This window comes from Paraburkholderia aspalathi (assembly GCF_900116445.1).
GTDB lineage: Bacteria > Pseudomonadota > Gammaproteobacteria > Burkholderiales > Burkholderiaceae > Paraburkholderia > Paraburkholderia aspalathi.
This window is the reverse complement of sequence record NZ_FPBH01000007.1, coordinates 155,163-180,985: the sequence shown is the minus strand read 5'-3', so window position 1 is coordinate 180,985 and position 25,823 is coordinate 155,163. Positions and strand designations below refer to the sequence as shown.

Sequence of the window (25,823 nt, the reverse complement as noted above, 5' to 3'; positions counted from 1 at the left end):
GTGGTTGCTCCGGCGGCGTTGGCCTTTCCTTGAATTGTTAGTGGTCTATTAGTGTTGCCCCTGTGCGGGGCGGCACCGACTTTTCTTTGCCGCCGCAAAGAAAAGTAGGCAAAAGAAAGCGGCTAGAAGCCCCTGCTAAGCGGGGCCCGCAGCTCGCGCAGGGTAGTGGTGCGACTGGAATCTGTGTTCGTGCCACTACATGCGCTTGTGACAAGGGCGTCATACTTCCGGCGGCGCTGCGCGCGCCGAAGAGTTGTTCAAAAACCATTCGGTATTTGGAGCTTGTCTCGTCGGGGTGCGGCGGATGCTGCGGCGTGCTCCTTGTTAGCGTCTACGCCGAAAGTTAATCCCCACGAATACGGCCATCAATGTCAAAAATCCGCCGAACAGTAGGGCGGAATTGACGACAACGTGTCTGACGCCAAGCACGTCGACGTTGATGAAAGGATACGGATAAAAGTCTGACAAACTGCCGCGCCAGAAGGTAATGGCGAGGTACGCGACAGGATAGATCAGCCACAGCAGGCAATGCCGTAGCCGCAAATGGAATCGCGGTACGAATAACACCCAGTAAAGCACCGCCAGCATCGGTAAAAGGCTGTGCAACGATTCGTTGAGCAGCAGCCTGTACGCCCTCGGTGACCACATTCCGCGTAGAAGCAGGTTGTAGGCGATCCCCACAAATGCCATGTAGACAACGACCGCGGTCACGACGGTGGGCTGTCGAAAAAAATGCACGATTACCGGACTGCGCCTTCGTAACGCTACGCAGGTAAAACAGACCGCGCACGCTAATACGGTTAGATTGGTGAGGTAACTGCTCATCCGCGCAACCCCATCGAGCACGCCGAGCCCGCGGGCTAGCGTGCGGTCGATCGTCAAATCGGCTTGCGCAACGATCGAAATCCACGCGATTACGGCAATGATCGCCGCCGGCGTCACAGACGAGACGCTGGGCGTATGGAGCGGAAGCTCGGGCTCATGGTGATGATGTGGGGCAGGGCGCATGCGAATGATTCTATACACACCACATTCGCTTTGCAGCAAGTGCGAAAAATCGCGTGAACCGAGGTCGAAGTCGATCCGGACTCAACCTCTGCCCAATAAAAATTCTACGGCGTGCTATGTGAAACGCTGACCGGCTGCAAACGGCTCACTACTTCGGGTATAGCCGAACTTGCGGGCGACGCTTCATCAATCGTCGTGCGGCCGCCGTCGTGGAAGAACGCGAGTTCCGCGGCCTTGTTCAGTACAAGGATACTGATGCGCCGATTGGTCGGCTCGTCGGCGACGTTGCTGTTTAGCGGCAACACATCGGCGAGTCCGCGCACCTGCAGCAGCTTCTCGCCGTGCATGCCGCCTGCTACCAACGCGCGGCGTGCGGCGTTGGCCCGCTCAGACGAAAGCTCTCAGTTTGAGTAGCCCTCTGGGCCGGCCGTGTACGGCACCGCGTCGGTGTGGCCGGCTATCGAAATGCGGTTCTCCACGTCGTTGAGCGCGGCGCCGATTTGCGTCAGGATCGTCACGGCGTAAGGCTGCAACTTTGAACTGCCGGACGGAAACATCGGACGATTCTGTGAATCGACGATCTCGATGCGCAAACCCTCGTTCGTGATCGAAATGCGGATCTGATCCTTGAATGTCTTCAGCACCGGGCTCTGTTCGATCAAAGCGGTGAGCTTCTCTTTCAATTGCTGAAGCCGTGCCGCGTCGGCGGGGGCCACGATCGGTGGGACCTTCGCCGGTGGTGTGGGTTCGGTCTGGGTTTTCTTGCCGTCGCCGGGACGGCTGTCGGTGATGTCGCGGCCGCCGCCCTGGATGACGTTCGGACGGGCCGCTGCCGTGCCCTCGTTGCCGCCGAGCAGGCTCGACAGCGGGGTGTTGAAATAGTCTTCGATGCCCTGCTTGTCGTACTTGGACGTCGAACCGAGCAGCCACATCAGCAGGAAGAACGCCATCATCGCGGTGACGAAGTCGGCGTAGGCGATTTTCCATGCGCCGCCGTGGTGGGCGCCATGGTCGCCACCCTTCTTCGAGCGGCGCACGATCACCGGAGCGCTTGTCTCGTCCTGCTGGGACGCGCGCGATCTTCTTTCACTCATGATGCCGCTCCGCGTCAGGCCGATTTCGGCATCTTGGTGGCGCGCACGGCGTCGTCGAGTTCCTGGAAGCTCGGACGGTCGGCGGTGAACAGGACCTTGCGGCCGAATTCGACGGCGATCGGCGGTGCATAGCCGGAGAGCGAGGCGAGCAGCACGGCCTTCACGCACTGGTAAGGTTTTGCTTCGGCGCGGCCTTTGGCATTGAGCAGATCGGCGACCGGACCGATAAAGCCATAGGCGAGAAGAATGCCGAGGAAGGTGCCGACCAGTGCGCCGGCGATCATTTCGCCGAGCACGGCGGGCGGCGCGCCGACCGAGCCCATCGTATGAACCACACCCATCACGGCGGCGACAATGCCGAATGCCGGTAAGCCGTCAGCCATTTTCTGAATCGCGTTGGCCGCGACCGATGCTTCCGCATGATGCGTGGCCAGTTCTTCGTCCATCAGGTCCTGCACTTCAAGCACGTTCACGTTGCCGCCGGACATCATGCGCAAATAGTCGACGATAAAGTCGAGCAGATGATGGTCCTTCAGGACGTGCGAATACTTCTGGAACAGCACGCTCTCTTCCGGCGCCATGACATCGGCTTCGAGCGACATCATGCCTTCCTTGCGTGCCTTCTGAAGCAGCTCGTAAAGCAGCGCGATCAGCTCGAGATATTTTTCCTTCGTATACCCACCGCTCTTAAAACACGAAGGAATTGCCTTGATCGTTTTCTTCAGCGTGGAGGTCGGATTGCTCACGACAAACGCACCGATCGCCGCGCCAAAAATACATAGCAATTCGAACGGTTGAACGAGCGCGGGAAGATGTCCGCCTACACCGACAAAACTACCGATCACAGAAGCCATTACCACTACCCAGCCGATTGCGACAAACATGCTCTCTCCGTTATCTTGCGCGACGCACGTTCGGCGGAACAGGCCCGATTTCATGGGCTTTTTCGAGTGCGTCACTCATATTCGCTATGTACCGGTAAACGGCCAGATTCGCGATGTCTGAAGTGTGCGCATCAGTGAAAAATAAAATATTCACCAACTGGTTAATCGCCTGTTTGATTTCCGGTAATTTTGTCCGCCGAATATGATCAGTCGTTGCGGTCGCAACCAATAGTGGAGATTTGAAAACCGGGTGATTGAAGACGTGGTTGCATGACTGCATTATTCAAAATGCACGGTGTGGCATTTTTACCGGGCGGTCTGCTAGCATGGCTAACAGTTTGTAACGTCCCGGCGCTCGAAGCCGCTACGCGGCTTCTCGTCGGCTCACGAATGCCGGCAGCGACAGCGGCCCATCCGGAGATGCGAAAAACATGCGGAATCTGAATTCTGCCGGGAACATCAAGCTCACAACCAAAGCGTCCTCCTGCCTTGTCGGTATCGGGCTTCTGTTCGCGTCTAACGCGGCTGACGCCCAGGAGTTTTCCCTATTCGGCGGCGGCTCGCGCGCGGGCAGTACAAACACCTACACGTGGGCGTTCAACTATCAGGAAGGGCTCGGGCAATACTTTGCCGCGAGCTTCACGTGGCTCAATGAGGGACACATTCCCAACCATCATCGCGACGGCCAGATGATCCAGCTGTGGGGCCGTATTCCCGTCGGCAGCCCGCAGTTCGTCCTGCAGGCGGGCGTCGGTCCATACCGTTACTTCGACACCACCACGGCCGTGCAAGGCGGCAGCTATTCGGACACTCACGGCTGGGGTGTCGTGTATAGCGTGCGCGCCGCGTACTACGCGTCGAGCCGGTGGATCACGCAACTGCAGTTGAATCGCGTGCATGTGCAGCGCGGGCCGGATGCGACCAGCGTGATGTTCGGCGTCGGCTATCAGCTCGATGCCCCGGGCACCCCCGGTCCGCGCGACTGGGCGAGCGGCAGTACGCACAACGTCACTAACAACGAAGTGGCCGTGTACCTCGGCGAGACGATCATCAATTCGACCAGCTCGCCGACTGCACTTGGCGGCGCGATCGAATACCGGCGTGGGCTTGCGAAATACCTCGATGTGACGGTTGGCTATCTTCACGAGGGCAGCAGCAAGGTGGCGCGCCGCGACGGCTTGACCAGCCAACTGTGGGCGACGCGTGCCTTCCTCAACGATAAGGTATCGCTCGGGCTCGGCGTCGGCGCCTACTATGCGATCAACGAAAACGAGAACAGCCTGACGCCGGGGCCGGGCGCCGGGAAGTTTTCCGGGCTCGTTACGATCGCCGGCTCGTATCGCTTGACCGATCACTGGAATGCGCGGATCGAATGGAATCGTGTCGTGACACGCTATGATCGCGACTCGGATGTAATTTTCGGCGGTGTGGGCTACCGTTGGTGATGGCTCACCGTGTCAGCAGAAGCAGTCTTCTAGAACCGATAGTAAAGATTCACAGAAAAAAACCGGAGAAGAGCATGAAAGCCAGCACCATCGCCGAACGGGAGGCCCGTGGCCGTGCCGCCCGTGAGCACTCGAAGCGCTCGAGCCATCGCACGGTAGGCGAGTTGCATCGCAACCCGATCGAGTTGCTCAAGCAAAGCAGCGAGGGGCGCGTCGAAAGGCTTGTGCCGCTGCGCTACGGGCGCATGTCGGTGTCGCCGTTCACCTTCTTTCGCGGCACCGCGATCATTCAGGCGCACGACCTGAGCCGTGTTCCCGACACCGGCCTCACCATGCCGATTTGCGGCGACGGTCATCTGATGAATTTCGGCGGCTTCGCGACACCGGAGCGTCAACTCGTATTCGATCTGAACGACTTCGACGAAGTCGCGACGGGTCCCTTCGAATGGGACCTGAAACGCCTGACCGCGAGCCTCGTGGTCGCCGCGCGTCATATGCGTTTGAGCCGTGGCGCAGCCGAGAATCTGGTGATGACCGCCGTTACCGAATACCGCGACCGCATGACGCAATACGCGCAATGCGGCGCGCTCGAACTCTGGTACGACCGCATCACCTTCGACCGCATGGCGGAAACCGCGCTGACCCCCGAGCGCCGCCGTATCGTGCGCCGCGGTATGGAAAAGGCCGCGAGCCGTACCCACGAAAATCTGCTGGAAAAAATGGCCGAGCACGACGGCGATCACTGGACGATCCGCGATGCGCCGCCGGCGCTGTTCCACGTGCTGGGCGCGAACACGCTGTTCACGCCTGAAGAAACCGAAGCATTCAGGGGCCACAACTGGCGCAAGATGCTCGAGCGCATGTGGGGCGAGTACCTGAAGACGATGTCGCATGACCGGCGCGAGTTGCTCAGCCATTTCACCGTGCAGGACATCGTATTCAAAGTGGTGGGCGTCGGCAGTGTCGGCACGCGCTGCATGGTGGTGCTGAACGTGGATCACATGGGCAAGCCATTGTTCCTGCAGCTCAAGGAGGCGCGGCCGTCTGTGGTAGCCCAGTATTACAAGTCGGCTCCCGTGAAGCACGAGGGCGAACGCGTCGTGCAAGGGCAGCGCATGCTGCAGGCCGCGAGCGACATTTTTCTCGGCTGGGCGAACGGACCGCTAGGACGCCATTTCTATTTCCGGCAACTACGCGACATGAAACTGTCGGCGAACATCGAGTTGTTCGACACCGACCTGCTGGAAGGTTACGCGAAGCTTTGCGGCTGGATCATGGCGCGTGCGCATGCCAAGGCGAGCGGCCAGGCGATCGAAGTCAGCGCGTATATCGGTCGTGGCGACCAGTTTGCGGAGTCACTCGCAGCTTATGCCGCCAGCTACGCGGATCAGGTGGAACGTGATTACGACGTGTTCCTGAAGGCCTGCCGCAGCGGCGAGCTCGAGGCGCGCACGGACGAAGACATGGCGGCGGATTTCCGGGTGTAAGAGGGCGCGGCGTGGCTCGCCACGTGTCGGTGGCCGAGCCACGCGGCAAGATTTCTCGCAGTTCAGTCGTCGACGCGCGCTTCACGCAGCGTAACGAAGCGCAGGTGCTGTTGGTGCGCCGCTTCGATCACGCTCGGCAGGACGGCGAGTATCAGCGGTTTGCCTTCGAGGGTGAGCGCGGCGTTTCCATCGTGCAGGAGCAGGATGTCGCGCGGGGCAAGGCCCTGAAGCAGCCGGTGCGTGACCACCTGGGGATCACGCTCGCGCGTGTCGTAGCCGCGCCGCGTCCACGCCGCGAGCCGCAAATCGAGTTTGCGCAGCACGGGCTCGAGAAAGATGTTGCGCAGGCCCGCCGGGGCGCGGAAGAACATTGGCCGCTCGCCGCTCAATGCCTGGAAGGTGCGCTGCGCCGCTTCGATCTCGCGCGTGAGCGCGCCCGGAAACGTGATCGAAAACGTGTGCACGTGAACCTGCGAATGGTTTTCCAGCGCATGGCCGCGTGCGACGATTTCGCGTGCGAGCTCCGGGTAGCGTTGCGCTTTCGCGCCGATACAGAAGAAAGTGGCGCGCACGTTGAAAGCGTCGAGCAGATCCAGCACTTGCGGTGTGACGACCGGGTCGGGACCGTCGTCGATGGTCAGTGCGATCGCGTCTGCGTTGCGCGCGCCGGCGGGCAGGCGCGTCCAGTTTGGGCCCAGCAGCGAGGTGCGCGGCAACAGGCCGGCTACCGTGAAAATAGCGTGATTCGCGAAGATCGCGGCGAGCCACCATGGCCATGCGGCGGGTGTCAGCAGCCAGCCGGCCAGTACGAATACATGCCATGCGGCGGTGGCGGTGACCATCGCGGGATAGCCGGTGCGCGGCCAGCGGTGCTGCGGCGCGACCTCATTGCGATGCGGGGTGAAAAGTTCGTTCATAAAGCGTGCTTCCTGTCTTCCTTCCTCCGTCCTGGGAGGGCCCTGAATCGCGCGCGTGACGCGCAACAGTCAACCATACCATTGATGCGCAACGCGGCGCTGTTGCGGAAGGTAACGATAAGTAATGAAAGAAATCTGAAAGACATCATGCTTCGCGAAGGCTGCGCCGTTGCCGTTGCGTTTGTGATGGGCGACCTGCTGTTGTATGGTGCTAGGGCCAAAGAAACCGAGCGGGAGAAGTGCTGTGACAGGAACGGGAATCAAGAAGGTCGCGCTGGTGACGGGCGCGGGCAGTGGCATCGGCCGGGCCTGCGCGCTCAAGATGCTGGAACATGGTTATAGCGTCGTACTCGCAGGCCGTCGCCAGGCGCCGCTCGACGCCGTGGTCGAAGAAGCGCAGCAACTCGGTGGCGATGCGCTTGCCGTGGCCTGCGACGTGACGGATGCCGATAGCGTCGCTGCGCTGTTCGACACGATCCGCTCGCGGCGCGGCCGTCTCGACGTGCTGTTCAACAATGCGGGCCGTAACGGCTCGCCGGTGGATATCGACGAGCTCGATGTCGACGAATGGCGCTCGGTGGTCGACACCAATCTCACAGGCGTGTTTCTCTGCACACGTGCCGCCTTCGGTCTGATGAAAACGCAGACGCCGCGGGGCGGCCGCATCATCAACAATGGCTCGATTTCCGCGCATGCGCCGCGGCCGAACAGCATTGCCTATACGGCGACCAAGCACGCGATTACCGGCATCACCAAAGCGGTTTCGCTCGACGGCCGCAAATACGACATCGTGTGCGGTCAAATTGACATCGGCAATGCGGCGACGGAAATGGCCGAGCGGATGGCGCGCGGCGTGCCGCAGGCGAATGGCGAAATCGCGGTCGAGCCGTTGATGGACGTGCAGCACGTCGCCGACGCGGTGCTGCATATGGCCGAATTGCCGCTGTCCGCGAACGTGCAGTTCATGACCATCATGGCGAGCAAGATGCCGTTCGTCGGGCGGGGTTGAGCAGGGCGCGTCCGCACGCATCGCAGGAGATCAACTTATACTGGGCGCTTCCCGCCTTCCGGAAAACGATTCGCCGTGCCCCGCGCCACACCCAAGGACGACCCGCAGCCGGTGCCGCCCGTGCAGCCCGACCTCGACGATTGTTGTCATAGCGGCTGCAATCCGTGTGTCTTCGATCTCTACGATGAAGCACTGGAGCGCTATCAGTCAGCGCTCGCCGAATGGCAAGCGCGGCAGGCGGCACTCAGGGTGCAAAAGGTACAAAAGGTACAAAAGGTACAAACCGTGCAAGCGCGGCACAGCAAACCGCGTACGCGCCGCTAAACGGTGTTTCAGGTTTTACGCCAAGGCCGCAGCCATACCCCGTCCCCGTCATGACCGACCTTCAGCCCGCGCACATCGAACCCTTCAACGAAACGCACACGCTGGACGACCTGCATACCTTCGTGCAGCGTTATCCGCGTCTGTTCGTGCTAACCGGTGCGGGCATCAGCACAGATTCCGGCATTCCAGGCTATCGCGACGACAACGGCGAATGGAAACGTTCGCCGCCGATCACGCTGCAGGAATTTCTCGGCACGGCTGCGATGCGCCGACGCTATTGGGCACGCAGCATGGTGGGCTGGCCGGTGGTGGCCGACGCGCAGCCGAATGCCGCGCATACCGCTCTCGCCCGGCTCGAGGCAGCCGGCCATGTGCCGACGCTCGTCACGCAGAACGTCGACGGTTTGCATCAGCGGGCGGGCAGCCGCGAGGTGATCGAACTGCATGGCGGTATCGATGGCGTGACGTGTCTGGACTGCGGGATGCAGCATTCGCGCGCGTCGATCCAGCGCACGCTCGAAGCCGACAATCCCGCGTTGCTGAACGTCACCGCTGAAACCGCCGCCGACGGCGACGCGCATCTGGAGTGGCACGATCTCGACGCTTTCCGCGTTCCGGCGTGCACGAACTGCGGCGGTTTGTTGAAGCCCGCCGTGGTGTTTTTCGGCGAAAGCGTGCCGCGCGAGCGTGTCGAAGCGGCGTCGCATGCGCTCGATGCGGCGGACGCGGTGCTGGTGGTCGGCTCGTCGCTGATGGTCTATTCGGGCTACCGCTTCTGCGTGTGGGCGCAGAAGCAGGGCAAGCCGATCGTCGCGATCAATCTGGGGCGCACGCGCGCCGATCCGCTGTTGTCGCTGAAAATCGCCGCGCCCTGTGCCGACACGCTGACTGCGCTGGCGGGGCGTCTGGCACTGGATTGAGCGGGCCGCCCGAGCTGCGCGCGGCTCGCACAAATCGTCGATAATCCCAATCCCACGCAGTGCCGCCCTCACGAAAAGCAACCGTCCCGCAAAAGGAACGCCGATGTTGACGACGATCGAACAGCTCGAAGCAATCTACGGTCAGCCCCACGAACGCGCAGTGAAGAAAGAGATTCCCTACGTCAACGAAGACTATCGTGCGTTCATCGAAGTCGCGCCCTTCGTCGTGCTCGCCACCGCCGGTCCGGAAGGCCTCGACTGTTCGCCGCGCGGCGACGCGCCGGGCTTCGTGCGTGTGATCAACGAACGCACGCTCGCGCTGCCGGACCGCATCGGCAACAATCGCGTCGACAGTCTGCGCAATATCATCGTTGAGCCGCACCTGGCGCTGCTGTTCATCATTCCGGGCGTCGGCGAAAGTTTGCGCGTGAACGGCCGCGGCCGCATTTCCAACGATCCGGAATTGCTGGACAGTTTTGCCGTCGAAGGTAAACTGCCGCGTACCGTGCTGCTGATCGACGTCGAAGCGGTGTACTTTCATTGCTCGAAGGCGCTGGTGCGCTCGAAACTGTGGGATCCCGCGCGTCATATCGAACGTTCGCGCCTGCCGAGTGCCGGCGAGATCCACCAGCGCATCAACGGCGCCAGTTTCGATGCCGCGACCTACGACCGTGAACTCGCCGAACGCGTGCGCACGACCCTGTACTGAAACAACCCGAACATGACTGATTCCCATCCGGCGTTGCGGCAACATTCGCCCTCCGCCGAACGCAATCGCGAACCGATCCTTGCCGTATTGCGCGAAGTGCTGCCGGCTACCGGCCGTGTGCTGGAAATCGCGAGCGGCACGGGGCAGCATGCTATCTGCTTCGCCGGCGCATTGCCCGGGCTCGACTGGCAACCGAGTGATCCCGATGCGGACGCGCGTGCGTCGATTGCGGCGTGGATCGCGCATGCAGGGCTGGCGAACGTGCGCGCACCGCTCGCTCTCGACGTGCATCAGGCGGAGTGGGGTGTGCAAACGCTGAATGCGCCCGATCAGTTTGACGCCGTGGTCTGTATCAACATGATTCACATCTCGCCGTGGAGCGCGACGCAAGCGCTATTCGCCGGCGCGAGTCGCCGACTGGTCGACGGCGGTGTACTGTATCTGTACGGCCCTTACAAACGCGGTGGCGCGCATACCTCGCCGAGCAACGATGCGTTCGATCAGCAATTGCGCAGCCGCAACCCCGCGTGGGGCGTGCGCGACATGGAAGCGGTGGTCGCGTTGGGCGCATCGGTCGGGCTCGTGTGCGACGAGCCGATCGCGATGCCGGCGAACAATTTCAGTCTGGTTTTCAGGAAACGCCTGGACGCGGCGCGGGTCTGACAGACGTTGCGTAATGCGGTGTGTGCGGTGTGTAAGCGGTGCGTCATAAAGCGCATCACCGGGCACCGCCTAAAGTTGAGGCCCGCACGCAGTGGAAAGCCTGCTCGCTGAGCGCAAATGCGCGTCAGCGAGCGGCAAGCCGGCATTTCTTTTATCCTTTCACCCTCGACGTTCCGCCGACGTTCTTTCCGGCGCGGCGTCTCGACATTTTTTGGACTCTGGAGAATTCACATGGGCAAACAGGCAATCGGCGTGGTGGGGCTAGCGGTCATGGGCCGCAATCTGGCGCTCAACATCGAAAGCCGCGGCCACGCGGTGTCGGTGTACAACCGTAGCCGCGAGAAAACCGACGAACTCATCGCCGAATATCCGGACAAGAAGCTGGTGCCGGCCTTCACGCTGGAAGACTTCGTGGAGTCGCTGGAAAAACCGCGCCGCATTCTGCTGATGGTCAAGGCAGGCGAGCCGACCGACGCCACCATCGCGTCGCTCAAGCCGCTGCTGGACAAGGGCGACATCCTGATCGACGGCGGCAATACGCATTTCACCGACACCATCCGCCGCAATCAGGAACTGGCGAAAGCCGGCCTGCATTTCATCGGCACGGGCGTGTCGGGTGGCGAAGAGGGCGCATTGAAAGGCCCGTCGATCATGCCGGGCGGCCAGCGCGACGCCTATGACCTGGTTGCGCCGATCCTCACCGAAATCGCCGCCAAGGCGCCGGACGGCGAGCCGTGCGTCGCGTATATGGGTCCGGACGGAGCGGGCCACTTCGTGAAAATGGTGCACAACGGCATCGAATACGGCGACATGCAGCTGATCGCCGAGAGCTATGCGGTGCTCAAGCAGGTCGTCGGTCTGTCGAACGATGAACTGGCCAAGGTCTACACCGAATGGAACGAGGGCGAGCTCGACAGCTACCTGATCGAAATCACTTCGAAGATCTTCAAGAAGAAAGACGAAGAAACTGGCAAGGATCTGGTCGACGTGATCCTCGATCGCGCCGCGCAGAAGGGCACCGGCAAGTGGACCAGCCAGAACGCGCTCGACCTCGGCGCACCGCTGCCGCTGATTACGGAAGCCGTGTTCGCACGCGTGTTGTCGTCGTTGAAGACTCAGCGTGTGGCTGCGAGCAAAGTGCTGGAAGGGCCGGCAGCCAAGCCGCTCGGCGCCGAGCGTGACGCGTTCATCGAATCGGTGCGCCGTGCGCTGTACTTCAGCAAGGTGATTTCGTACGCACAAGGTTTCGCGCAACTGCGCGCGGCATCGGAAGAGTACAAGTGGGATCTGGACTACGGCACGATCGCGAAGATTTTCCGCGCCGGCTGTATCATCCGCGCCCGCTTCCTGCAGAAGATCACCGACGCCTATACGAAAGACAAGGCGATCGCCAACCTGCTGCTCGATCCGTACTTCCGCGACATCGCGAAGAACTATCAGTCGGCGTTGCGCGAAGTTGTGATTGCCGCCATCAATGCGGGCGTGCCGGTGCCGGCATTCGCGTCGGCAGTGGCGTATTTCGACGCATATCGCTCGGAACGCCTGCCGGCGAACCTGGTGCAGGCTCAGCGCGATTTCTTCGGCGCGCACACGTTCGAACGTATCGACAAGCCGGGCAGCTTCCACGCGAACTGGAGCTGAGCGTTTGAATCGTGGCCCGGCGCGCGCTTGCAGCAAGGCGCGCCGGGCCACATAAGCGATTGAATTCAAGGCGGGCAATTATTGCTGATAGCTATCGTGCAGATAGCGTGGCAGCACGCTGGACCCTCTACTATTGCGAATTTCGGAATAGAGTTTCATCGTTTTAGGGGTTTCCCCTAGATGTTGCCGCTCCTAAACTTCTACTTAAGCGCTACGGGACAACGAGCCCAAAGCACATTAAATACAAGTTCTGGAGGTTTACATCATGAAGACTCTTATCTCTGCAGTTGTCGTCGCTGCCGCTCTGGTCGCTCCTGTTGCTTCGTTCGCTCAATCGAACCAGCCGCTTACCCGCGCTGAAGTGCGCGCTCAACTGGTGCAACTGGAAAAGGCCGGTTACAACCCGATCGGCGATCATGTCGATTACCCGGCTAACCTGCAAGCTGCGCAAGCCCGCGTCGATGCACAGAACGGCACCGCTCAAGCTGTGAACAGCGGCTACGGCGCACCGATCGCTGGCACCTCGCAAGCCGGCCGTCCGCTGACCGGCAACGACCGTAACTCGGTCTACTTCGGCAACTAATTCGCCGAAACTGATGTGAACGCCGCCCGGCTGACAGGCGGCGGGTAGTAAAAAAACGCCGACCGGATTGCCGGGCGGCGTTTTGTCGTTTACGGCGTTGCCTCGCCGTCAGATCGATTTCAGGGCGCGCTTCAACGGTTCGGCAAATGCGGAATCCCTTCGTTGCTGGTCAGATTCAACTGATGAATCTGCCGATGCGCCTTGTTCAGATGCGCCTGCGCGGCGACGCGTTGCGCTTCCAGTTGCGACACCTCCTTGCGCACCTGATGCTGCCGGTTCGACACCGTCTGTTCCTGCGCGCCGCGCCGTTGCAGATCCGTGCGCAGCCGTTCGGCCTGCGCCTCGGAGCGCGCGATCATGCGCGCCAGCTGTTCGTTTTGCGCCTCGAGTTGCGCGCGGCGCGTTTCGCCTTCGGAGAGCCGCGTCGCCTGTTCCTCGAAGTGATGGAAGGCCGCTTCCGCGGCTTCGAGGTCGGCGGCTTTGAGCGCGCGCCACAGCGAGCCGTCCTGATACAGCGCGACGTAGTACGTCAGTTCCTTCGCGTGGAACAGCAGACTGACCGAATAGGCGAAGCTGCGGGACACGCGGAACGGCGTCAGCGCTTCTTCTTCGGCGAGCCATTCGATTTCGGCGGTGTCGGCCATCTGCACGCCGCGCGCGCTAACCTGCGAAGGCACCACCGGCACCGGCCGTAACGTCGTTACCGGCCGCGCCGGCTCGGCGACGGGAGCGGGCTGGGCACCAGCGGCAGCGGGCGTGACGCCGGCCGCCGCGGCCAGCGCCGCCTCCTCGCTGTCGTCGGGCGAAACGGAATCGGCGGCGTTCTCTCGTGCGACCTGCACGAGATGCGATGGGCCTGCCAGCACGCTGCGGCGGTTCAGGAGACTTTTCACGGCGGTTCCTCCGGTTGACTCGCCCGAAACCTTCAGACGGCGTCGACAGTCAAGCATGCCGGACAATCTGGCGGTTCGGGCGGTGAGCGAAAAGTGGCGGACCGGCGGTACTAGCAACTGAGCACCGGGGTGCGCGGCAGTGCGGATGCGTTTTCCGCGAGCGCAGCTTTAATGCAAGGTGCGATGCCGGCGGCCTATTTCATCGAACAGCGCGCGGCTGGGTTCGAGGGCAAGCAACCAGGATTCGTCGTAACCACTGAGATTGTCGAGCGCCTCGCGCAGCCGTTCAATCGCCAGTGCCGGAATCTCGACGCTGGCTTCGACGCCGCTCGACAATCCCGCGATGCTGGCCAGCTGGACCAGCGCGTCGGCGGCTTCGGCGACGTCTGCCGCGAAAATCAGATGGGTGTTCAGCAACTCGACCAAACCGGGCGACGCCGCAATATCGTCGACGTTGAGTTGCACGGCCAGAAACGTGGCTTTGTTCATCCTCAACTCCTCGCTGGATCCAGGCGTTTGCGTACGGTGCGTTGCGGCAGCATGACTGAGTATAGGCGAGGGTTAAAAGGATTCAATAATCACACGAATGCGTTCGCCCGGCCGTGTGGCGGCGGTTGCGCCTGCCGCAACACCTATAATGGGGTCGGTCGAAACGCGTGATCCCGCTGGGCCGGGCGGTTTGGTATGCGGCACGGATAACGCGTCGACAGCGTCTGCTTCTCAACCCACTATTCACCATGAAGATCATTCGCAGCAAGAGCTTCACCGCGACGCGTCCGTGGGGCGCGCTCGATATCGCCAACATGGGCGGCATTACGACGCGCCTTCATTGGACCGATCAGCCGTACAAGTGGCATGTCAACGACGGCGAGGAAGTGTTCGCCGTGCTCGACGGCCGCGTGGAGATGCGCTATCGGGAAGGCGGCGTGGAACAGTCGGCGATTCTGGAAACGGGCGATGTGTTCTACGCGTCGGTGGGCACCGAACACGTTGCGCATCCGATCGGTGTGGCGCGCATTCTGGTGGTCGAGGCCGAGGGCAGTGTCTGACGGTTCCTTGGCCCATGCCGTGTCGAAGCCGTTGCCAGCGCGCACGGCGGCATAATGGATACGTGCCGTGGCGCCCGTGGCGAGCGGCACGGCGAATGCTTGGGGCTGATTGAATCCGATTGAATCTAAGTGTCGAGGAAAATCACATGACAAGACAATGGCAATTCACGGCGACCCGGTTGCTGATCTCGGCGACACTCGGCGTGATGATCAGCGGTTGTACGTCGATGCCGTGGGAAGGCACGCCGTTCTATAGCAGTGCGCCGTCCCGCCCGACTACCCTTGGCACCGTCCCTGTGCCAGCCGGTTACTACCGCGCCAATCAGGGTGACACGCTGGCGGGCATCGCGTCGGCGTACGGTCGCAAGCCGCAGGAGATTGCGGCATGGAACGGCCTCGCAGCGAATGCGGCGGTCAATCCGGGGCAGGTGCTGCGAGTGGCGCCGCCCATGGCGTCGGGTAGCGTGGTGACGCCGCCGGTCGGTGTTGCCGGTCAGAATGGCGCTGCCGCGACGCCTGGCACGCCCGGCGTGCCGCAGCAAGGCGTGCTGCTGTGGCCGTTGCGGGGTCCCGTGCTGAAAGCCTTTGCGCCGGGCAAGTCGAACGGTATCGTGATCGGCGGCCACGCAGGCGATCCGGTCAAGGCCGCCGCGACCGGCCGGGTGGTTTACGCCGGCACGGGTATCGAGGCGTACGGTCCGCTCATCATCATCAAGCACGACGATTCGCTGATTACCGCCTACGGGCAGAACAGCACGCTGCTGGTCAAGGAAGGCGATGCTGTCGCGCAAGGACAAACCATCGGCGAAGTCGGCGTGGATAGCCGCGGCGTGGCGTCGATCCAGTTCGAAGTCCGCCAGAACGGTCAGCCGGTCGACCCGCTTGCGTGGCTGCCGAAGTCGGGTGGGTGAACCGCGCCTATTAGCGCGGTTTTCAGCGCCGCGTTAATTAATTGAATACACTGTGTGGCTCAACAGCCGGAGTCGTGCCCGTTCATCGAAGCAGATGAAGCGGTGCGCGGGCCGGCGATCAGAGGCTGTCATGCATTGACACAAACAGGGACACACGAGGTTTTCACCATGATCGATTTGCGCAGCGACACCGTAACCCGTCCAACTCCTGCCATGCTCGCGGCGATGTCGGCCGCCGAAGTGGGCGACGACGTCTGGGGCGACGACCCAACCGTGCTGCGTCTGCAGGCAACGGTCGCCGAGCGTGCCGGCAAGGACGCCGGCCTGTTCTTTCCGAGCGGTACGCAAAGCAACCTGGCTGCGTTGATGGCGCATTGCGCGCGCGGCGACGAATACATCGTCGGCCAGTTGGCACATACCTATAAGTACGAAGGCGGCGGCGCCGCGGTGCTCGGCAGCATTCAGCCGCAGCCGCTCGAGAATGCCGCCGACGGTTCGATCCCGCTCGAGAAGATCGCCGCCGCGATCAAGCCGATCGACAACCACTTCGCGCGTACGCGGCTGCTGGCGCTGGAAAACACCATCGGCGGCAAAGTGCTGCCGGCGGGTTATGTCGACGAGGCGGTGCAGTTGGCGCGTAAGCATGGTTTGTCGGCTCACCTCGACGGCGCGCGTGTCTACAACGCGGCGGTCGCATCGGGCAAGCCGGTTGCGGCGCTGTGTGAACGGTTCGATTCAGTCTCGATCTGTTTTTCGAAGGGCCTGGGTGCGCCGGTCGGCTCGGTTCTGGTCGGCAGCCAGGCGCTGATCGACGTGGCGCATCGCTGGCGCAAGGTGCTGGGCGGCGGGATGCGTCAGGCCGGCGTGCTGGCGGCGGCCTGCCTGTACGCGCTGGATCACAACGTCGAGCGTCTTGCCGACGATCACGCCAACGCCGCGCATCTGGCGGCCGGTCTGGAATCGATCGACCAGGTCAAGGTGCAGTCGATCGCGACCAACATGGTGTTTGCGCATTTTCCGCAGCAACATTGCGTACCGCTCGAAGCGTGGCTCAAGGAGCGCGGGATCCTCACGCAGATGCTGTATGCGTCGCGCTTCGTCACGCATAAGGATGTGTCGCGTGCGGATATCGATACATTTATCGCCGCGGTGAAAGGGTATTTCGCCGCGCATTAATTGATCGAAATGCCGGGAAGAAAAAACGGGCGCACTGCCACAGCAGTGCGCCCGTTTTGTTTATTTCGCGGACGCTTTCGCGTGCACGCCTGAGCGATGCGAAGGCGCGAACAGCCGCAGTCCGCTTGCAAGGCTCGCCGCGCCGGCAAAGAAGGCGCCGGCGCTGAGCGCGAGTGTGGGCCCATGACGGCCGGCGATACCGAAGCTCAGCGCGACCAGTGCAGCGCCGGTGGTCTGCCCGAGCAGCCGGGCAGTCGCGACGATGCCGCTGGCGCCGCCGCTGCGCTCGGGCGGTGCGCTCGCCATCAATGCCTTCAGGTTGGGTGACTGGAAGAAGCCGAAGCCCGCGCCGCAAATCGCCATGCGGATGCCGATGTCGAGCACATGCGGATGCACCGGCAGCAACGCCAGCGACGCCATCCCCGCCGACATCACCGCCAGACCGATCGCGCCAAGCAGGCCCGGTGGATAGCGGTCGGACAGACTGCCTGCCAGCGGCGCGGCCAGCGCGACCACCACGGGCCACGGCGTCATCAGAAAGCCGGTTTCGACCTGGCTGCGATGCAGCACGTCCTCGAAGTAGAAAGGCAGTGACACGAACGCCAACCCTTGCGCGGCGAACGAGCACACCGCAGTCACTGCCGACAACGCAAACACCGGCCGCTTGAACAGATCGACCGGCAGCATCGGTGCGGGGTGACCGGCTTCACGACGAATCAGCAGTACGCCGAACACCACGGCGATCGCGGCCGCGCTCAGCACCAGTTGCGTTGAGGCGCGCTGGGCCGCTTCGCCGAGCGCGAAGATCAGCGCGGCGAAGGTGATCACGTTGAGGAGCGCCGCGATCGGGTCGAAGTTGTGTTTGCCGCGCTCGGTGTGCGGCAGCGCCGGCCATGCGAAGGCCAGCGCCAGCAGACCCAGCGGCACGTTGACCGCAAACAGCCACGGCCACGCGGCAACGGACAGAATCAGCGAGGCCACCGTCGGCCCGACCGCGAACGACACGCCGACGATCAACGCGTTAGTGCCGAGGCCGCGTCCGAGTCGATGCGGCGGATACAGATAGCGGATCAGCGCCGTGTTGACGCTCATGATCGCGCTCGCGCCGAGACCTTGCAGCACGCGCGCGGCGGCTAGCATCGGCAGTGTCGAAGCGAGCGAACACGCCAGCGACGCCAGCGTGAACAGCGCAATGCCGCCGATATAAATCCTGCGATGCCCAACGATGTCGCCGAGTGCGGCGAGCGGCAGCAGTGTCGCGACCATTGCGAGCTGGTAGGCGTTGATGATCCACACCGAAGCCGCGGGCGCCGCGTGCAGATCCGCCGCGATGGCGGGCAGGGCGGTGTTGGCGATTGCGGTATCAAGCGTGGCGAGCGCGACTGCGAGCATGATCGCGGCCATCGCGCGGCGATTGGCGGCGCTCATCGGGCCGTCCGCCGGAAAGGTCTGGTCGAGTGTGGCGCCACGGGCGGCGCTGGGTTTGTCGGACAAGGCGTGGCTCGTCGGGTTATGCATGCCGCAGCGCCGGGCGCGTCGGAGGGACGGCGCTGCGGCGTGCAGGCGGCAGGGTTGCGTGGCGTGAAGCGCGGGGGCCCGAGTCCAGCGGTCAGGGCGGCGCGCGCGGCGAATGAAGTGATTGTTACAGAGACGTGGAAATCGTGCTGGGAGGCCGGCAGGGCGGGGCGCTTGATCGGACGTCTCTAACGCAACTAACGGTCAAGTCCGCCCGGCGTCTTCGAATCGGCGTGGCGCCTCGTTATCGCATATCGCTTCGGCATAACAGTTCAGCAGACGCGGCGCGCCGATTTGACCACGTATTGAACCGGTCAACGCATTCATCGGCACGTCACACGTCGAAAAAGATAATCGTGCTGCCTCTCTCCCATGCAGTCGGCTTTCATCGCTTGATATCGTTTGCCTGTTTTGCGGGCCGATGCACGCACCCAGTGCCGCGCACAGGCTGCCTTTGCACCGCGTGCGTGCGCGGAATGCGTGTGAAATGCGTGAAGCCCCGTATGTCGGCGGGCATGGCATGTGCATGACCACCCGCTCGCGCTCGGCGGTGTTCCTGCGCCGTAAAATGTCGTACTCTGTTTGCTAACCCGCCTGACCGACACGCGCCTCCCGTCCGTCATCTATGCGGTTCGCGTATGTCGCGTCGTTTTTTCCCCGGAGGCCTCGATGACAGCCGTCGATCTGGAATTCGACCAGCTCAACAGTACCGTCGACGCGCTACGGCGCTCAATTTCCAATCGCATGATGTACGGCGTCGGCAAGGACGCCGTCACCGCTCATCCACATGACTGGCTGCACGCCGCGGCGCTCGCCGTGCGCGACCGGCTGGTCGCGCGCTGGATGAAGACCACGCGCCTGCAGTACGAACAGGACGTCAAACGCGTCTACTACCTGTCGATGGAATTCCTGATCGGCCGCACGTTTACGAACGCGTTGCTGGCGCTCGGCATCCACGATCAGATGAAGGAAGCGCTTGCGGATCTCGGCGTCGATATGGACATGCTGGTCAATATCGAACCGGACGCGGCCCTCGGCAACGGCGGCCTCGGACGCCTCGCCGCCTGCTTTCTCGATTCGATGGCGACGCTCGGCATTCCGGGTTTCGGCTACGGTATCCGTTACGAATACGGCATGTTCCGTCAGGAGATCGTCGACGGCGAGCAGGTCGAAGCGCCGGACTACTGGCTGCGCGCGGGCAATCCGTGGGAGTTTCCGCGGCCCGAGATCAAGTACATGGTGCACTTCGGCGGCCGCACGGTGCAGCGCGGCGAGCATGTGGAGTGGATCGACACCGAGCATGTGAACGCCACCGCGTATGACACCGTCATTCCAGGCTACGCGACAGACGCGACCAATACGCTGCGCCTATGGTCGGCGCGCGCCACCGAAGAACTCGATCTCGGTGCGTTCAATCGTGGCGACTACCGCAACGCGGTCGATACGAAGAACATGTCGGAGAACGTCTCGCGCCTGCTGTATCCGGACGACTCGACGCCGGCCGGCCGCGAACTGCGGCTGCGGCAGGAATACTTCTTCGTCTCGGCGACCATGCAGGATCTGATTCGCCGCTATCAGCGCACGCACAGCACGTTTGGCCGCTTCTCCGAAAAGGTGGCGGTGCATCTGAACGACACGCATCCGGTTCTGGCGATTCCGGAACTGATGCGCTTGCTGGTGGATGTTCATCATCAGCCGTGGGACAAGGCGTGGCATCACGTCACGAAAATTTTCTCGTACACGAACCACACCTTGATGCCCGAAGCGCTCGAAACGTGGGACGTCGAGATGCTCGCGCGTCTTTTGCCGCGGCATCTGGAAATCATCTTCGAGATCAACGCGGGCTTTCTCAAGCATGTCAGCGAACAGTCGGGACATGACGGCGAGATGATCCGCCGCATTTCGCTGGTCGATGAATATGGCCAGCGGCGTGTGCGGATGGCGTATCTGGCGATCGTCGCGAGTCACAAGGTGAATGGTGTATCGAAGTTGCATTCGCAACTGATGACGCGCGATATTTTCTCCGACTTTGCGCGCATCTATCCGGACCGCTTCACTAACGTCACCAACGGCATCACGCCGCGGCGCTGGCTGGCGCAGGCGAGTCCGTCGCTCTCGTCGCTGATCGATCAGCAGATCGGCAAGCATTGGCGCAGCAATCTGTTCGAGCTGGAGCAACTGCGCAGTCTGCGCAACGACAGCGCGTTCATCGACGCCTTTCATGAAGCGAAGCGGCAGAACAAACTGCGGCTCGTGCAGCGGCTCGCGCATCACACCAAACTGCATTTCGATCCCGATGCGTTGTTCGATCTTCAGGTCAAGCGTATTCACGAATACAAGCGGCAGTTGCTGAACGTGTTGCACGTGATCGTGCGCTACAACCAGATTCGCGCGAATCCGGAGCGCGATTGGGTGCCGCGCGTGGTGATGTTCGCCGGCAAGGCGGCGTCCGCGTATCGCATGGCGAAGACGATCATCAAGCTGATCGGCGATGTCAGCGAGAAGGTGAATCACGATCCGTTGATCGGCGATCGCCTCAAGGTGGTGTTCGTGCCGAACTACGGCGTGAGCGTGGCCGAGTTGATCATTCCAGCGGCTGATCTCTCCGAGCAGATTTCGATGGCCGGCACCGAAGCGTCAGGCACCGGCAACATGAAGCTCGCGTTGAACGGCGCGTTGACGATCGGCACGATGGACGGCGCGAACATCGAGATCTGCGACGCGGTGGGACGCGACAACATTTTCATCTTCGGCCATACCGCTGATGAAGTGGACAACCTGCGCGCCACCGGCTACCGGCCGCGGCAAGTCTACGAGGAGAATCCGGAACTGCGCATGGCGCTCGACCAGATTCGGACGGGTTACTTCTCACCGGATGATCCGCTGCGCTTCTCGGACATTTTCCACACGTTGGTGGATTGGGGCGATCACTATATGGTGCTCGCCGATTTCGCCGCGTTTGCGAAAGCGCAGGACGAAGTGGATGCGCGTTTCGTCGACCGGCGCGCGTGGACCGAGAGCGCGATCGAGAACGTCGCGGGCATGGGGCAGTTTTCGTCGGACCGCACGATTGGCGAATATGCGCGCAATATCTGGCACGTGAATCCGCTCAGTATGGAGTGACGGGGTGGAGTGACGCAGGCACGTTTGTGTATGGTGCTTGCTCAAATGAAAAAGGCCGTGCGAAATTTTTCGCACGGCCTTTCTTTATCGATCGATGACTATCACGGGGCGAATCGTTCGCTCTCTTGCGCGGCATACAAACCGAACTGCCCACGCGGGAAATCGAATAACACGTCGATGTTCTGCATGGCCATCAAACCGACCACGATGCGGTTAGCGTCCGGCTTCGCCTTGACGATCGTGACTTGCGCCTTCTCGTAACGGTGCACCCACGATCCAGTGCCGATGGCCGTCTCGTAGTTGCCCTGATCGAGCACGTTGCCGACATCGCCGTCACCGGTCCAGTTGGGCGCCTTGTCCATTTCGAGGCGGATCATGCCGGTGCTGCCGGTTGCGAACACCAGCGGCGCGCAGAAGGTCATTTTGTCAGCCACGTTCACACAGCCTCGTGGCCATTGCGCCGTACCGTCTTTCGACATTTGCATCGGCACCATCGTGTAGTTTTTGGTGATGGTGCTCGAGGGGCTCAACACCATGTACGGCTTTGCGAAGTTCGCGTGCACCAGATAGCGTTGACCGATATTGCCGGGCAATGCGCGCAACGGTTGCGTGTAGCTGTTGTCGTCGGGCTGCGCGGCGCCGACGCCCACGATGCCGGAAAACGCCCAGCCGAATTCGCCGGTGTAGCCGTCCATGCCGACGCACTTGCGCGCGTTCGGCAGGCAACGCACGACGTCCACCGCTTGCGCGGCAATTGGCGTCGGGGTGGTGCCGGCGAGGCTGAACGGCACCTTCACGGCCGAGCCGAGCACCTCCACGCCGTTCGCGAACGACAACGATGTCACGCCGCCGGCGCTTGTGTAGCCCGAACCGGGCAGCACCGACTTCAACACCCGCGTGCCTTGCGTACCCGTGTCGAGCGCCATGTAAACCGGCTTGCCGTCGAGTTGAACCGGCAGACCGAGGCGTGCGTGGTCTTCGTCGGCACGCTCCACGTGCAGCGGAATCAGCAGGCCATCGTTGCCGCCGTTGATCAGCGCGGCATTGGGGGCTGGCGGCGTGGGGGTGGGGAAGGTGACGGAGCAGCCGGTCAGCGTGGAGAACGCGCCGGCTGCAAGCAGTGCCGCCGAAGCTGAGCGACGAAATTGAGAAAGAAAATGAGAACCGACATGCCGGCGCGCGGCATCGAGAGACGACAGGAACATAGGATCACGCTTTGCAAAAAGGCGGGTCCCTGGCGAAGGCGATGCATCGTGGGCTGCGGGTTGGGCAACTCGAACAGCACTGGCGGCAATCTCACTGGATTGCCGCGGCGTGGGCGGGAAAACCGGAACGCTTGCGGGGGCCTGCGGGAGGGAACACGCGATAACAGGAGCGGCGACTCTACACGGCCACCCGCGGGCATTTGCAAAGATGTGTAAAGGTTTGGGGGACGGCTGGCAAGTCGCGCGTGCAAGAGTTGATCTATGTCAATAGTCGCGCGGACGGCGGATTACGGTGGTTTGCGCGCGGCCGAGCGTGGCGCGGTCGAGAGCGCATGTCAGCAGGCCGATCACGTCGTCGAGGGTGCGCGAGGTGACTTCGACACGGAAGGTCACTCGCTCGTGTTGCTGGTCGACGGTAACAACGTAGAGGCGTAGATCGTCGCCGAGGGCGGTATGCAACGCGCGCCGCCCGTGTGCCGACGAGGTGCCGGGCACAGTGACGTCAATGATGACGAGCGGAACGACGACATGCGTGCGGCGGGGAAGACGTGATTCGCGCGGTGCGCGCGGGAGGGGGATTTCAGACGTTGCGACTGACGTGAGCATCTTGATTGCGCCGATTCGGCGAGGCGGCGCGCGTTGTTGACACCCAACCACTCTAACGACGCGCGCCTCAACGACGCGCAAAAGCTGCCGCGTCGCGAATCAATTTTGTGTTAACGCGCCGCGCCTCGCGTATATCGGACGGCGGCTGCTCAGGCCTTGGGCGCTACAGCGACGCTCTTCGCTTCGTGCACGGCCGCGGCAACGCGCTCCACGAACTCGCGATCGGTGCTCATAAGCGCCTCACGCAGACCATTCGCGGTCTGCACCATCAGACGATGCGTGATGTCCTGGGTCGCCCACGTGAGCCAGCCAACCACGACCAGCATCGTGCCGCACACCATGCCGACCGGCGAGCGCAATATCCCGCCGACAATCGCGCCCACGAGTCCAAGCAGCGAAATCGCGCGGGGCAGGGCCTTGTTCTTCTGCACGGTGACGACTTGCACGTCGACGATGTCGCGCAGCGGAAAGACCTGGCCGGCCGACGAGAGTGCGTTACGCGTGACCGACACGCCGCGGTCGTTGAAAGGGGTTTCCATCGAGTCCAATGCAAGCGGTAGCAAAGGGCGCAGCGTACCAGATGCGGCGGCAGCGCTGGAAGTGGCGGGGGGAGGAAGACGCTGCTGGCGGATTTGATCAGTGTCACACTTCGGCCGGAAGCTTGAAAAATGGTATCACTAATGGCACCATTGGTTCATGACGGAGAAAATTCTTGGCCAGATGCGCCGTGAGCCGACCAACGTCCGCTTTTCGGCGTTGCTCAAGGTATGCACGCAATATTTTGGCGAACCACGCCGCTCGGGCACGAGCCACGCAGTGTTCAAAACCCCATGGCCGGGAGATCCTCGCGTCAACATTCAAAACGATAACGGCAAAGCCAAGGCGTACCAGGTACGTCAGGTATTACAAGCCATAGAAAAGCTTACGGAGAGTCAACATGCCCGCTGATCACTACACCTATCGCGTTACCTGGTCGCCCGAGGACGGCGAGCATGTCGGCTTGTGCGCGGAGTTTCCATCCTTGTCGTGGCTTGCGCGCACGCCGGATGCCGCGTTGAAGGGAATTCGCGCTGCGGTCGCCGAAGCAGTCGCGGATATGCAGGAAAGCGGGGAGGTTGTACCCGAACCGTTGGCCGAGAAGCGCTATAGCGGCGAGTTCAGGGTTCGGATTCCGCCGCAGCAGCATCGCGCGCTCGCAATGCAAGCGGCTGAACAGGGCGTCAGTCTGAATCGGCTAGTGAGTATGAAGCTCGCGGCATAAGTGTCGACGTGGGCACGCGAACACCGCTCCCCCAAAAGAAAAACGCCCCGCAGGGCGTTTTCCAGAACCTCAGGACAGCAAGGAACTTGCGCTCCTCGCCGACCAGGTAAAACTCGCTTAGAACTTGTGACGCAGGCCTGCGCGAACTGCCAGTTGCGTGCTTGCGCCTGCCACCGGCAGGAAGCTGCTCGTGCTGGAGCCGATCTGCGCTTGCAGGCCGGTATTCTTCGACGTCTTGCCCGCAGCTGCCTGATAAACGCCCAGCAGGTACACGTCGGTGCGCTTGCTCAATGCGTAGTCGACGCTGGCGTCGATCTGGTTCCAGTGGCCGTTGGTCTGGTCCTTCGACTGCATGTACGTGTAGCCCAGCGCGCCCGTCAGTGCCGGCGTGAAGGCGTACTTGCCGCCTGCTTCGTATGCATTGAACGTCGTCATGTGACCGGTGATCTGCTCGATGTTCGTGTGCGTCCAGAGAGCCCACATCGTTGCCGCGCCGATCGAGTACTTGGTGCCAACGCCGACCGTGGACAGGTCCTTAGCCGTACCGCTGATCGCCGAGTTTGCGAGCGTCGTCGAGAAGGTGGTCGGCGATGCCGAACCCGGGTAGCGGATGTCCGTGTACGCAGCGCCGATGCCGAACGGGCCGTTCGCATAGTTCACGCCAAAGCTGTATACCGACGACGAACCGGTTGCGCCCGGCGCGCCAGCAAATGCACCAGCCTGGTTCGAGAAGCCGTACATGCCGCCGAAGGTCAGGCCCGCGAAGTTCGCGCTGGTGAACTTGACCGCGTTGCTGACGCGGCTCGACGTGAGCTGGTCGACGTCGTTGATGTGATAGCCGTAGTTACCAGCAACAGTCTGGCTACCGTTGCTGTACACGCCACCCAGAAAGTCGGTCGAGAACGAGTATTGGCGACCGAACGTGAGCGTGCCGATGCCGTTCTGCGACAGACCGACGTATGCCTGACGGCCGAACAGCGAGCTGCCCTGGCCGAGCGCGCCGGTGCCGGAGTTAAAGCCGTTTTCCAACGTGAACAGCGCCTTCAGGCCATTGCCGAGGTCTTCCGTACCGCGCAGGCCCCAACGGCTGGCTTGGGCGACACCGTCGCCGTATTGATAAAGCTTCTGGGCTTGAGGGCCAGCATGGTTGACATAGGTGAAACCGGCATCGATCAAGCCATACAGCGTGACGCTGCTTTGTGCGTGTGCGGCGGTGGCGAAGACGGCGAGCGTAGCGGCGGCCAATACTTTCTTGTTCAAGACTTTCTCCGATTAAAAATTAAGCGATCACCACGCCGTACTCTTAGGTAAGGTCGTGAGATGGAGCGAAATTTAAGGGAATGCAGAGTAAGGTATGTGACAGCTTTGCTTATTTTTGTAATCTGTCGCGCTGGCGCGAC

25 protein-coding genes and 1 pseudogene are annotated in these 25,823 nt (G+C 62.1%); 15 read left to right on the top strand and 11 right to left on the bottom strand.

Going from position 1 to position 25,823, the window contains the following annotated elements:
• Window positions 1–324 precede the first annotated feature (324 nt).
• From BM438_RS13925 to motA, 3 genes and pseudogenes are all read right to left on the bottom strand, one after another.
• Window positions 325–1,008 (bottom strand): Pr6Pr family membrane protein, encoded by a 684-nt coding sequence (locus BM438_RS13925; RefSeq protein WP_093634815.1) that lies wholly within the window; start codon window positions 1,006–1,008, stop codon window positions 325–327.
• 104 nt (window positions 1,009–1,112) lie between these two features.
• A pseudogene (gene motB, locus BM438_RS13920) lies at window positions 1,113–2,102 on the bottom strand (flagellar motor protein MotB).
• Between the two features lie 14 nt (window positions 2,103–2,116).
• A complete protein-coding gene (gene motA / locus BM438_RS13915) occupies window positions 2,117–2,986 on the bottom strand; it encodes a flagellar motor stator protein MotA (RefSeq protein WP_093634921.1) in 870 nt (289 codons plus the stop codon).
• Between the two features lie 431 nt (window positions 2,987–3,417).
• Between motA and BM438_RS13910 the strand changes: the two genes are divergently transcribed.
• Both BM438_RS13910 and BM438_RS13905 read left to right on the top strand, forming a co-directional pair.
• Window positions 3,418–4,431 (top strand): hypothetical protein, encoded by a 1,014-nt coding sequence (locus BM438_RS13910; RefSeq protein ID WP_093634814.1) that lies wholly within the window; start codon window positions 3,418–3,420, stop codon window positions 4,429–4,431.
• A 74-nt stretch (window positions 4,432–4,505) separates the two neighbouring features.
• On the top strand, window positions 4,506–5,918 hold the full coding sequence (locus BM438_RS13905) for a DUF2252 domain-containing protein (RefSeq protein ID WP_093634813.1): 1,413 nt from the start codon (window positions 4,506–4,508) through the stop codon (window positions 5,916–5,918).
• A 62-nt stretch (window positions 5,919–5,980) separates the two neighbouring features.
• Here the strand turns inward: BM438_RS13905 and BM438_RS13900 are convergent, their stop codons facing one another.
• Window positions 5,981–6,835, bottom strand: coding sequence for a polysaccharide deacetylase family protein (locus tag BM438_RS13900; RefSeq protein ID WP_093634812.1), 855 nt, complete (start codon window positions 6,833–6,835; stop codon window positions 5,981–5,983).
• 244 nt (window positions 6,836–7,079) lie between these two features.
• On the opposite strand from BM438_RS13900, the gene BM438_RS13895 reads away from it, so the two are divergent.
• The 7 genes from BM438_RS13895 to BM438_RS13865 all read left to right on the top strand — a co-directional run bounded on the left by BM438_RS13895 (window position 7,080) and on the right by BM438_RS13865 (window position 12,684).
• Window positions 7,080–7,844, top strand: a complete 765-nt coding sequence (locus tag BM438_RS13895; RefSeq protein WP_093634811.1) for an SDR family oxidoreductase — start codon at window positions 7,080–7,082, stop codon at window positions 7,842–7,844.
• A gap of 75 nt (window positions 7,845–7,919) precedes the next feature.
• Window positions 7,920–8,168: an oxidoreductase-like domain-containing protein gene (locus tag BM438_RS13890; protein WP_244179365.1), complete on the top strand. Its 249-nt coding sequence runs from the start codon at window positions 7,920–7,922 to the stop codon at window positions 8,166–8,168.
• Between the two features lie 50 nt (window positions 8,169–8,218).
• Window positions 8,219–9,088 carry an NAD-dependent protein deacetylase gene (locus tag BM438_RS13885; protein WP_093634810.1) on the top strand — a complete coding sequence of 290 codons (870 nt, stop codon included), beginning with the start codon at window positions 8,219–8,221 and terminating at the stop codon, window positions 9,086–9,088.
• Between the two features lie 103 nt (window positions 9,089–9,191).
• Entirely contained in the window at window positions 9,192–9,797 is a 606-nt protein-coding gene (locus BM438_RS13880; RefSeq protein WP_093634809.1) for a pyridoxamine 5'-phosphate oxidase family protein, read from the top strand.
• Between the two features lie 12 nt (window positions 9,798–9,809).
• Window positions 9,810–10,460: a DUF938 domain-containing protein gene (locus tag BM438_RS13875; protein WP_093634808.1), complete on the top strand. Its 651-nt coding sequence runs from the start codon at window positions 9,810–9,812 to the stop codon at window positions 10,458–10,460.
• A gap of 231 nt (window positions 10,461–10,691) precedes the next feature.
• Window positions 10,692–12,101 (top strand): NADP-dependent phosphogluconate dehydrogenase, encoded by a 1,410-nt coding sequence (gene gndA, locus BM438_RS13870; RefSeq protein WP_093634807.1) that lies wholly within the window; start codon window positions 10,692–10,694, stop codon window positions 12,099–12,101.
• 265 nt (window positions 12,102–12,366) lie between these two features.
• Complete coding sequence (locus BM438_RS13865; protein WP_093634806.1) at window positions 12,367–12,684, top strand: DUF4148 domain-containing protein; 318 nt, start codon at window positions 12,367–12,369, stop codon at window positions 12,682–12,684.
• Between the two features lie 131 nt (window positions 12,685–12,815).
• Here the strand turns inward: BM438_RS13865 and BM438_RS13860 are convergent, their stop codons facing one another.
• On the bottom strand, window positions 12,816–13,577 hold the full coding sequence (locus BM438_RS13860; protein ID WP_093634805.1) for a DUF2968 domain-containing protein: 762 nt from the start codon (window positions 13,575–13,577) through the stop codon (window positions 12,816–12,818).
• Window positions 13,578–13,745: 168 nt separating this feature from the next.
• On the bottom strand, window positions 13,746–14,066 hold the full coding sequence (locus tag BM438_RS13855; protein WP_093634804.1) for a hypothetical protein: 321 nt from the start codon (window positions 14,064–14,066) through the stop codon (window positions 13,746–13,748).
• Window positions 14,067–14,314: 248 nt separating this feature from the next.
• Here BM438_RS13855 and BM438_RS13850 point away from each other — a divergent pair, with 248 nt between their 5' ends.
• The 3 genes from BM438_RS13850 (at window position 14,315) to ltaE (ending at window position 16,713) form a co-directional block, all read left to right on the top strand.
• Window positions 14,315–14,626 (top strand): cupin domain-containing protein, encoded by a 312-nt coding sequence (locus BM438_RS13850; protein ID WP_054041883.1) that lies wholly within the window; start codon window positions 14,315–14,317, stop codon window positions 14,624–14,626.
• A 146-nt stretch (window positions 14,627–14,772) separates the two neighbouring features.
• Complete coding sequence (locus tag BM438_RS13845; protein ID WP_093634803.1) at window positions 14,773–15,537, top strand: murein hydrolase activator EnvC family protein; 765 nt, start codon at window positions 14,773–14,775, stop codon at window positions 15,535–15,537.
• A 168-nt stretch (window positions 15,538–15,705) separates the two neighbouring features.
• On the top strand, window positions 15,706–16,713 hold the full coding sequence (gene ltaE, locus BM438_RS13840) for a low-specificity L-threonine aldolase (protein ID WP_093634802.1): 1,008 nt from the start codon (window positions 15,706–15,708) through the stop codon (window positions 16,711–16,713).
• Window positions 16,714–16,773: 60 nt separating this feature from the next.
• On the opposite strand, the gene BM438_RS13835 is transcribed toward ltaE, so the two are convergent.
• The gene (locus BM438_RS13835; protein ID WP_208620658.1) at window positions 16,774–18,141 is read right to left on the bottom strand and encodes an MFS transporter; all 1,368 of its coding nucleotides are present in this window, start codon (window positions 18,139–18,141) and stop codon (window positions 16,774–16,776) included.
• Window positions 18,142–18,897: 756 nt separating this feature from the next.
• Here BM438_RS13835 and BM438_RS13830 point away from each other — a divergent pair.
• On the top strand, window positions 18,898–21,351 hold the full coding sequence (locus tag BM438_RS13830) for a glycogen/starch/alpha-glucan phosphorylase (RefSeq protein WP_093634800.1): 2,454 nt from the start codon (window positions 18,898–18,900) through the stop codon (window positions 21,349–21,351).
• 101 nt (window positions 21,352–21,452) lie between these two features.
• On the opposite strand, the gene BM438_RS13825 is transcribed toward BM438_RS13830, so the two are convergent.
• The 3 genes from BM438_RS13825 to BM438_RS13815 form a co-directional block, all read right to left on the bottom strand.
• Entirely contained in the window at window positions 21,453–22,556 is a 1,104-nt protein-coding gene (locus BM438_RS13825) for a hypothetical protein (RefSeq protein WP_093634799.1), read from the bottom strand.
• 264 nt (window positions 22,557–22,820) lie between these two features.
• A complete protein-coding gene (locus tag BM438_RS13820; RefSeq protein WP_093634798.1) occupies window positions 22,821–23,162 on the bottom strand; it encodes a hypothetical protein in 342 nt (113 codons plus the stop codon).
• Between the two features lie 149 nt (window positions 23,163–23,311).
• The gene (locus BM438_RS13815; RefSeq protein ID WP_093634797.1) at window positions 23,312–23,701 is read right to left on the bottom strand and encodes a DUF6232 family protein; all 390 of its coding nucleotides are present in this window, start codon (window positions 23,699–23,701) and stop codon (window positions 23,312–23,314) included.
• 157 nt (window positions 23,702–23,858) lie between these two features.
• Here BM438_RS13815 and BM438_RS13810 point away from each other — a divergent pair, with 157 nt between their 5' ends.
• Together BM438_RS13810 and BM438_RS13805 are read left to right on the top strand one after the other, a co-directional pair.
• Entirely contained in the window at window positions 23,859–24,110 is a 252-nt protein-coding gene (locus BM438_RS13810) for a hypothetical protein (RefSeq protein WP_063499892.1), read from the top strand.
• Window positions 24,100–24,423 carry a type II toxin-antitoxin system HicB family antitoxin gene (locus BM438_RS13805; RefSeq protein WP_093634796.1) on the top strand — a complete coding sequence of 108 codons (324 nt, stop codon included), beginning with the start codon at window positions 24,100–24,102 and terminating at the stop codon, window positions 24,421–24,423. The genes BM438_RS13810 and BM438_RS13805 overlap by 11 nt, the downstream gene beginning before the upstream one ends.
• Before the next feature lie 117 nt (window positions 24,424–24,540).
• Here the strand turns inward: BM438_RS13805 and BM438_RS13800 are convergent, their stop codons facing one another.
• A complete protein-coding gene (locus tag BM438_RS13800; RefSeq protein ID WP_093634795.1) occupies window positions 24,541–25,683 on the bottom strand; it encodes a porin in 1,143 nt (380 codons plus the stop codon).
• Window positions 25,684–25,823: the final 140 nt, after the last annotated feature.

Bases quoted from the DNA above. Each gene is read 5' to 3' on its own strand.
- BM438_RS13925 (WP_093634815.1), bottom strand. From the start codon at position 1,008: ATGCGCCCTGCCCCACATCATCACCATGAGCCCGAGCTTCCGCTCCAT.
- motA (WP_093634921.1), bottom strand. From the start codon at position 2,986: ATGTTTGTCGCAATCGGCTGGGTAGTGGTAATGGCTTCTGTGATCGGT.
- BM438_RS13910 (WP_093634814.1), top strand. From the start codon at position 3,418: ATGCGGAATCTGAATTCTGCCGGGAACATCAAGCTCACAACCAAAGCG.
- BM438_RS13905 (WP_093634813.1), top strand. From the start codon at position 4,506: ATGAAAGCCAGCACCATCGCCGAACGGGAGGCCCGTGGCCGTGCCGCC.
- BM438_RS13900 (WP_093634812.1), bottom strand. From the start codon at position 6,835: ATGAACGAACTTTTCACCCCGCATCGCAATGAGGTCGCGCCGCAGCAC.
- BM438_RS13885 (WP_093634810.1), top strand. From the start codon at position 8,219: ATGACCGACCTTCAGCCCGCGCACATCGAACCCTTCAACGAAACGCAC.
- BM438_RS13880 (WP_093634809.1), top strand. From the start codon at position 9,192: ATGTTGACGACGATCGAACAGCTCGAAGCAATCTACGGTCAGCCCCAC.
- BM438_RS13875 (WP_093634808.1), top strand. From the start codon at position 9,810: ATGACTGATTCCCATCCGGCGTTGCGGCAACATTCGCCCTCCGCCGAA.
- gndA (WP_093634807.1), top strand. From the start codon at position 10,692: ATGGGCAAACAGGCAATCGGCGTGGTGGGGCTAGCGGTCATGGGCCGC.
- BM438_RS13865 (WP_093634806.1), top strand. From the start codon at position 12,367: ATGAAGACTCTTATCTCTGCAGTTGTCGTCGCTGCCGCTCTGGTCGCT.
- BM438_RS13855 (WP_093634804.1), bottom strand. From the start codon at position 14,066: ATGAACAAAGCCACGTTTCTGGCCGTGCAACTCAACGTCGACGATATT.
- BM438_RS13850 (WP_054041883.1), top strand. From the start codon at position 14,315: ATGAAGATCATTCGCAGCAAGAGCTTCACCGCGACGCGTCCGTGGGGC.
- BM438_RS13845 (WP_093634803.1), top strand. From the start codon at position 14,773: ATGACAAGACAATGGCAATTCACGGCGACCCGGTTGCTGATCTCGGCG.
- ltaE (WP_093634802.1), top strand. From the start codon at position 15,706: ATGATCGATTTGCGCAGCGACACCGTAACCCGTCCAACTCCTGCCATG.
- BM438_RS13835 (WP_208620658.1), bottom strand. From the start codon at position 18,141: ATGAGCGCCGCCAATCGCCGCGCGATGGCCGCGATCATGCTCGCAGTC.
- BM438_RS13830 (WP_093634800.1), top strand. From the start codon at position 18,898: ATGACAGCCGTCGATCTGGAATTCGACCAGCTCAACAGTACCGTCGAC.
- BM438_RS13825 (WP_093634799.1), bottom strand. From the start codon at position 22,556: ATGTTCCTGTCGTCTCTCGATGCCGCGCGCCGGCATGTCGGTTCTCAT.
- BM438_RS13820 (WP_093634798.1), bottom strand. From the start codon at position 23,162: ATGCTCACGTCAGTCGCAACGTCTGAAATCCCCCTCCCGCGCGCACCG.
- BM438_RS13815 (WP_093634797.1), bottom strand. From the start codon at position 23,701: ATGGAAACCCCTTTCAACGACCGCGGCGTGTCGGTCACGCGTAACGCA.
- BM438_RS13810 (WP_063499892.1), top strand. From the start codon at position 23,859: ATGACGGAGAAAATTCTTGGCCAGATGCGCCGTGAGCCGACCAACGTC.
- BM438_RS13805 (WP_093634796.1), top strand. From the start codon at position 24,100: ATGCCCGCTGATCACTACACCTATCGCGTTACCTGGTCGCCCGAGGAC.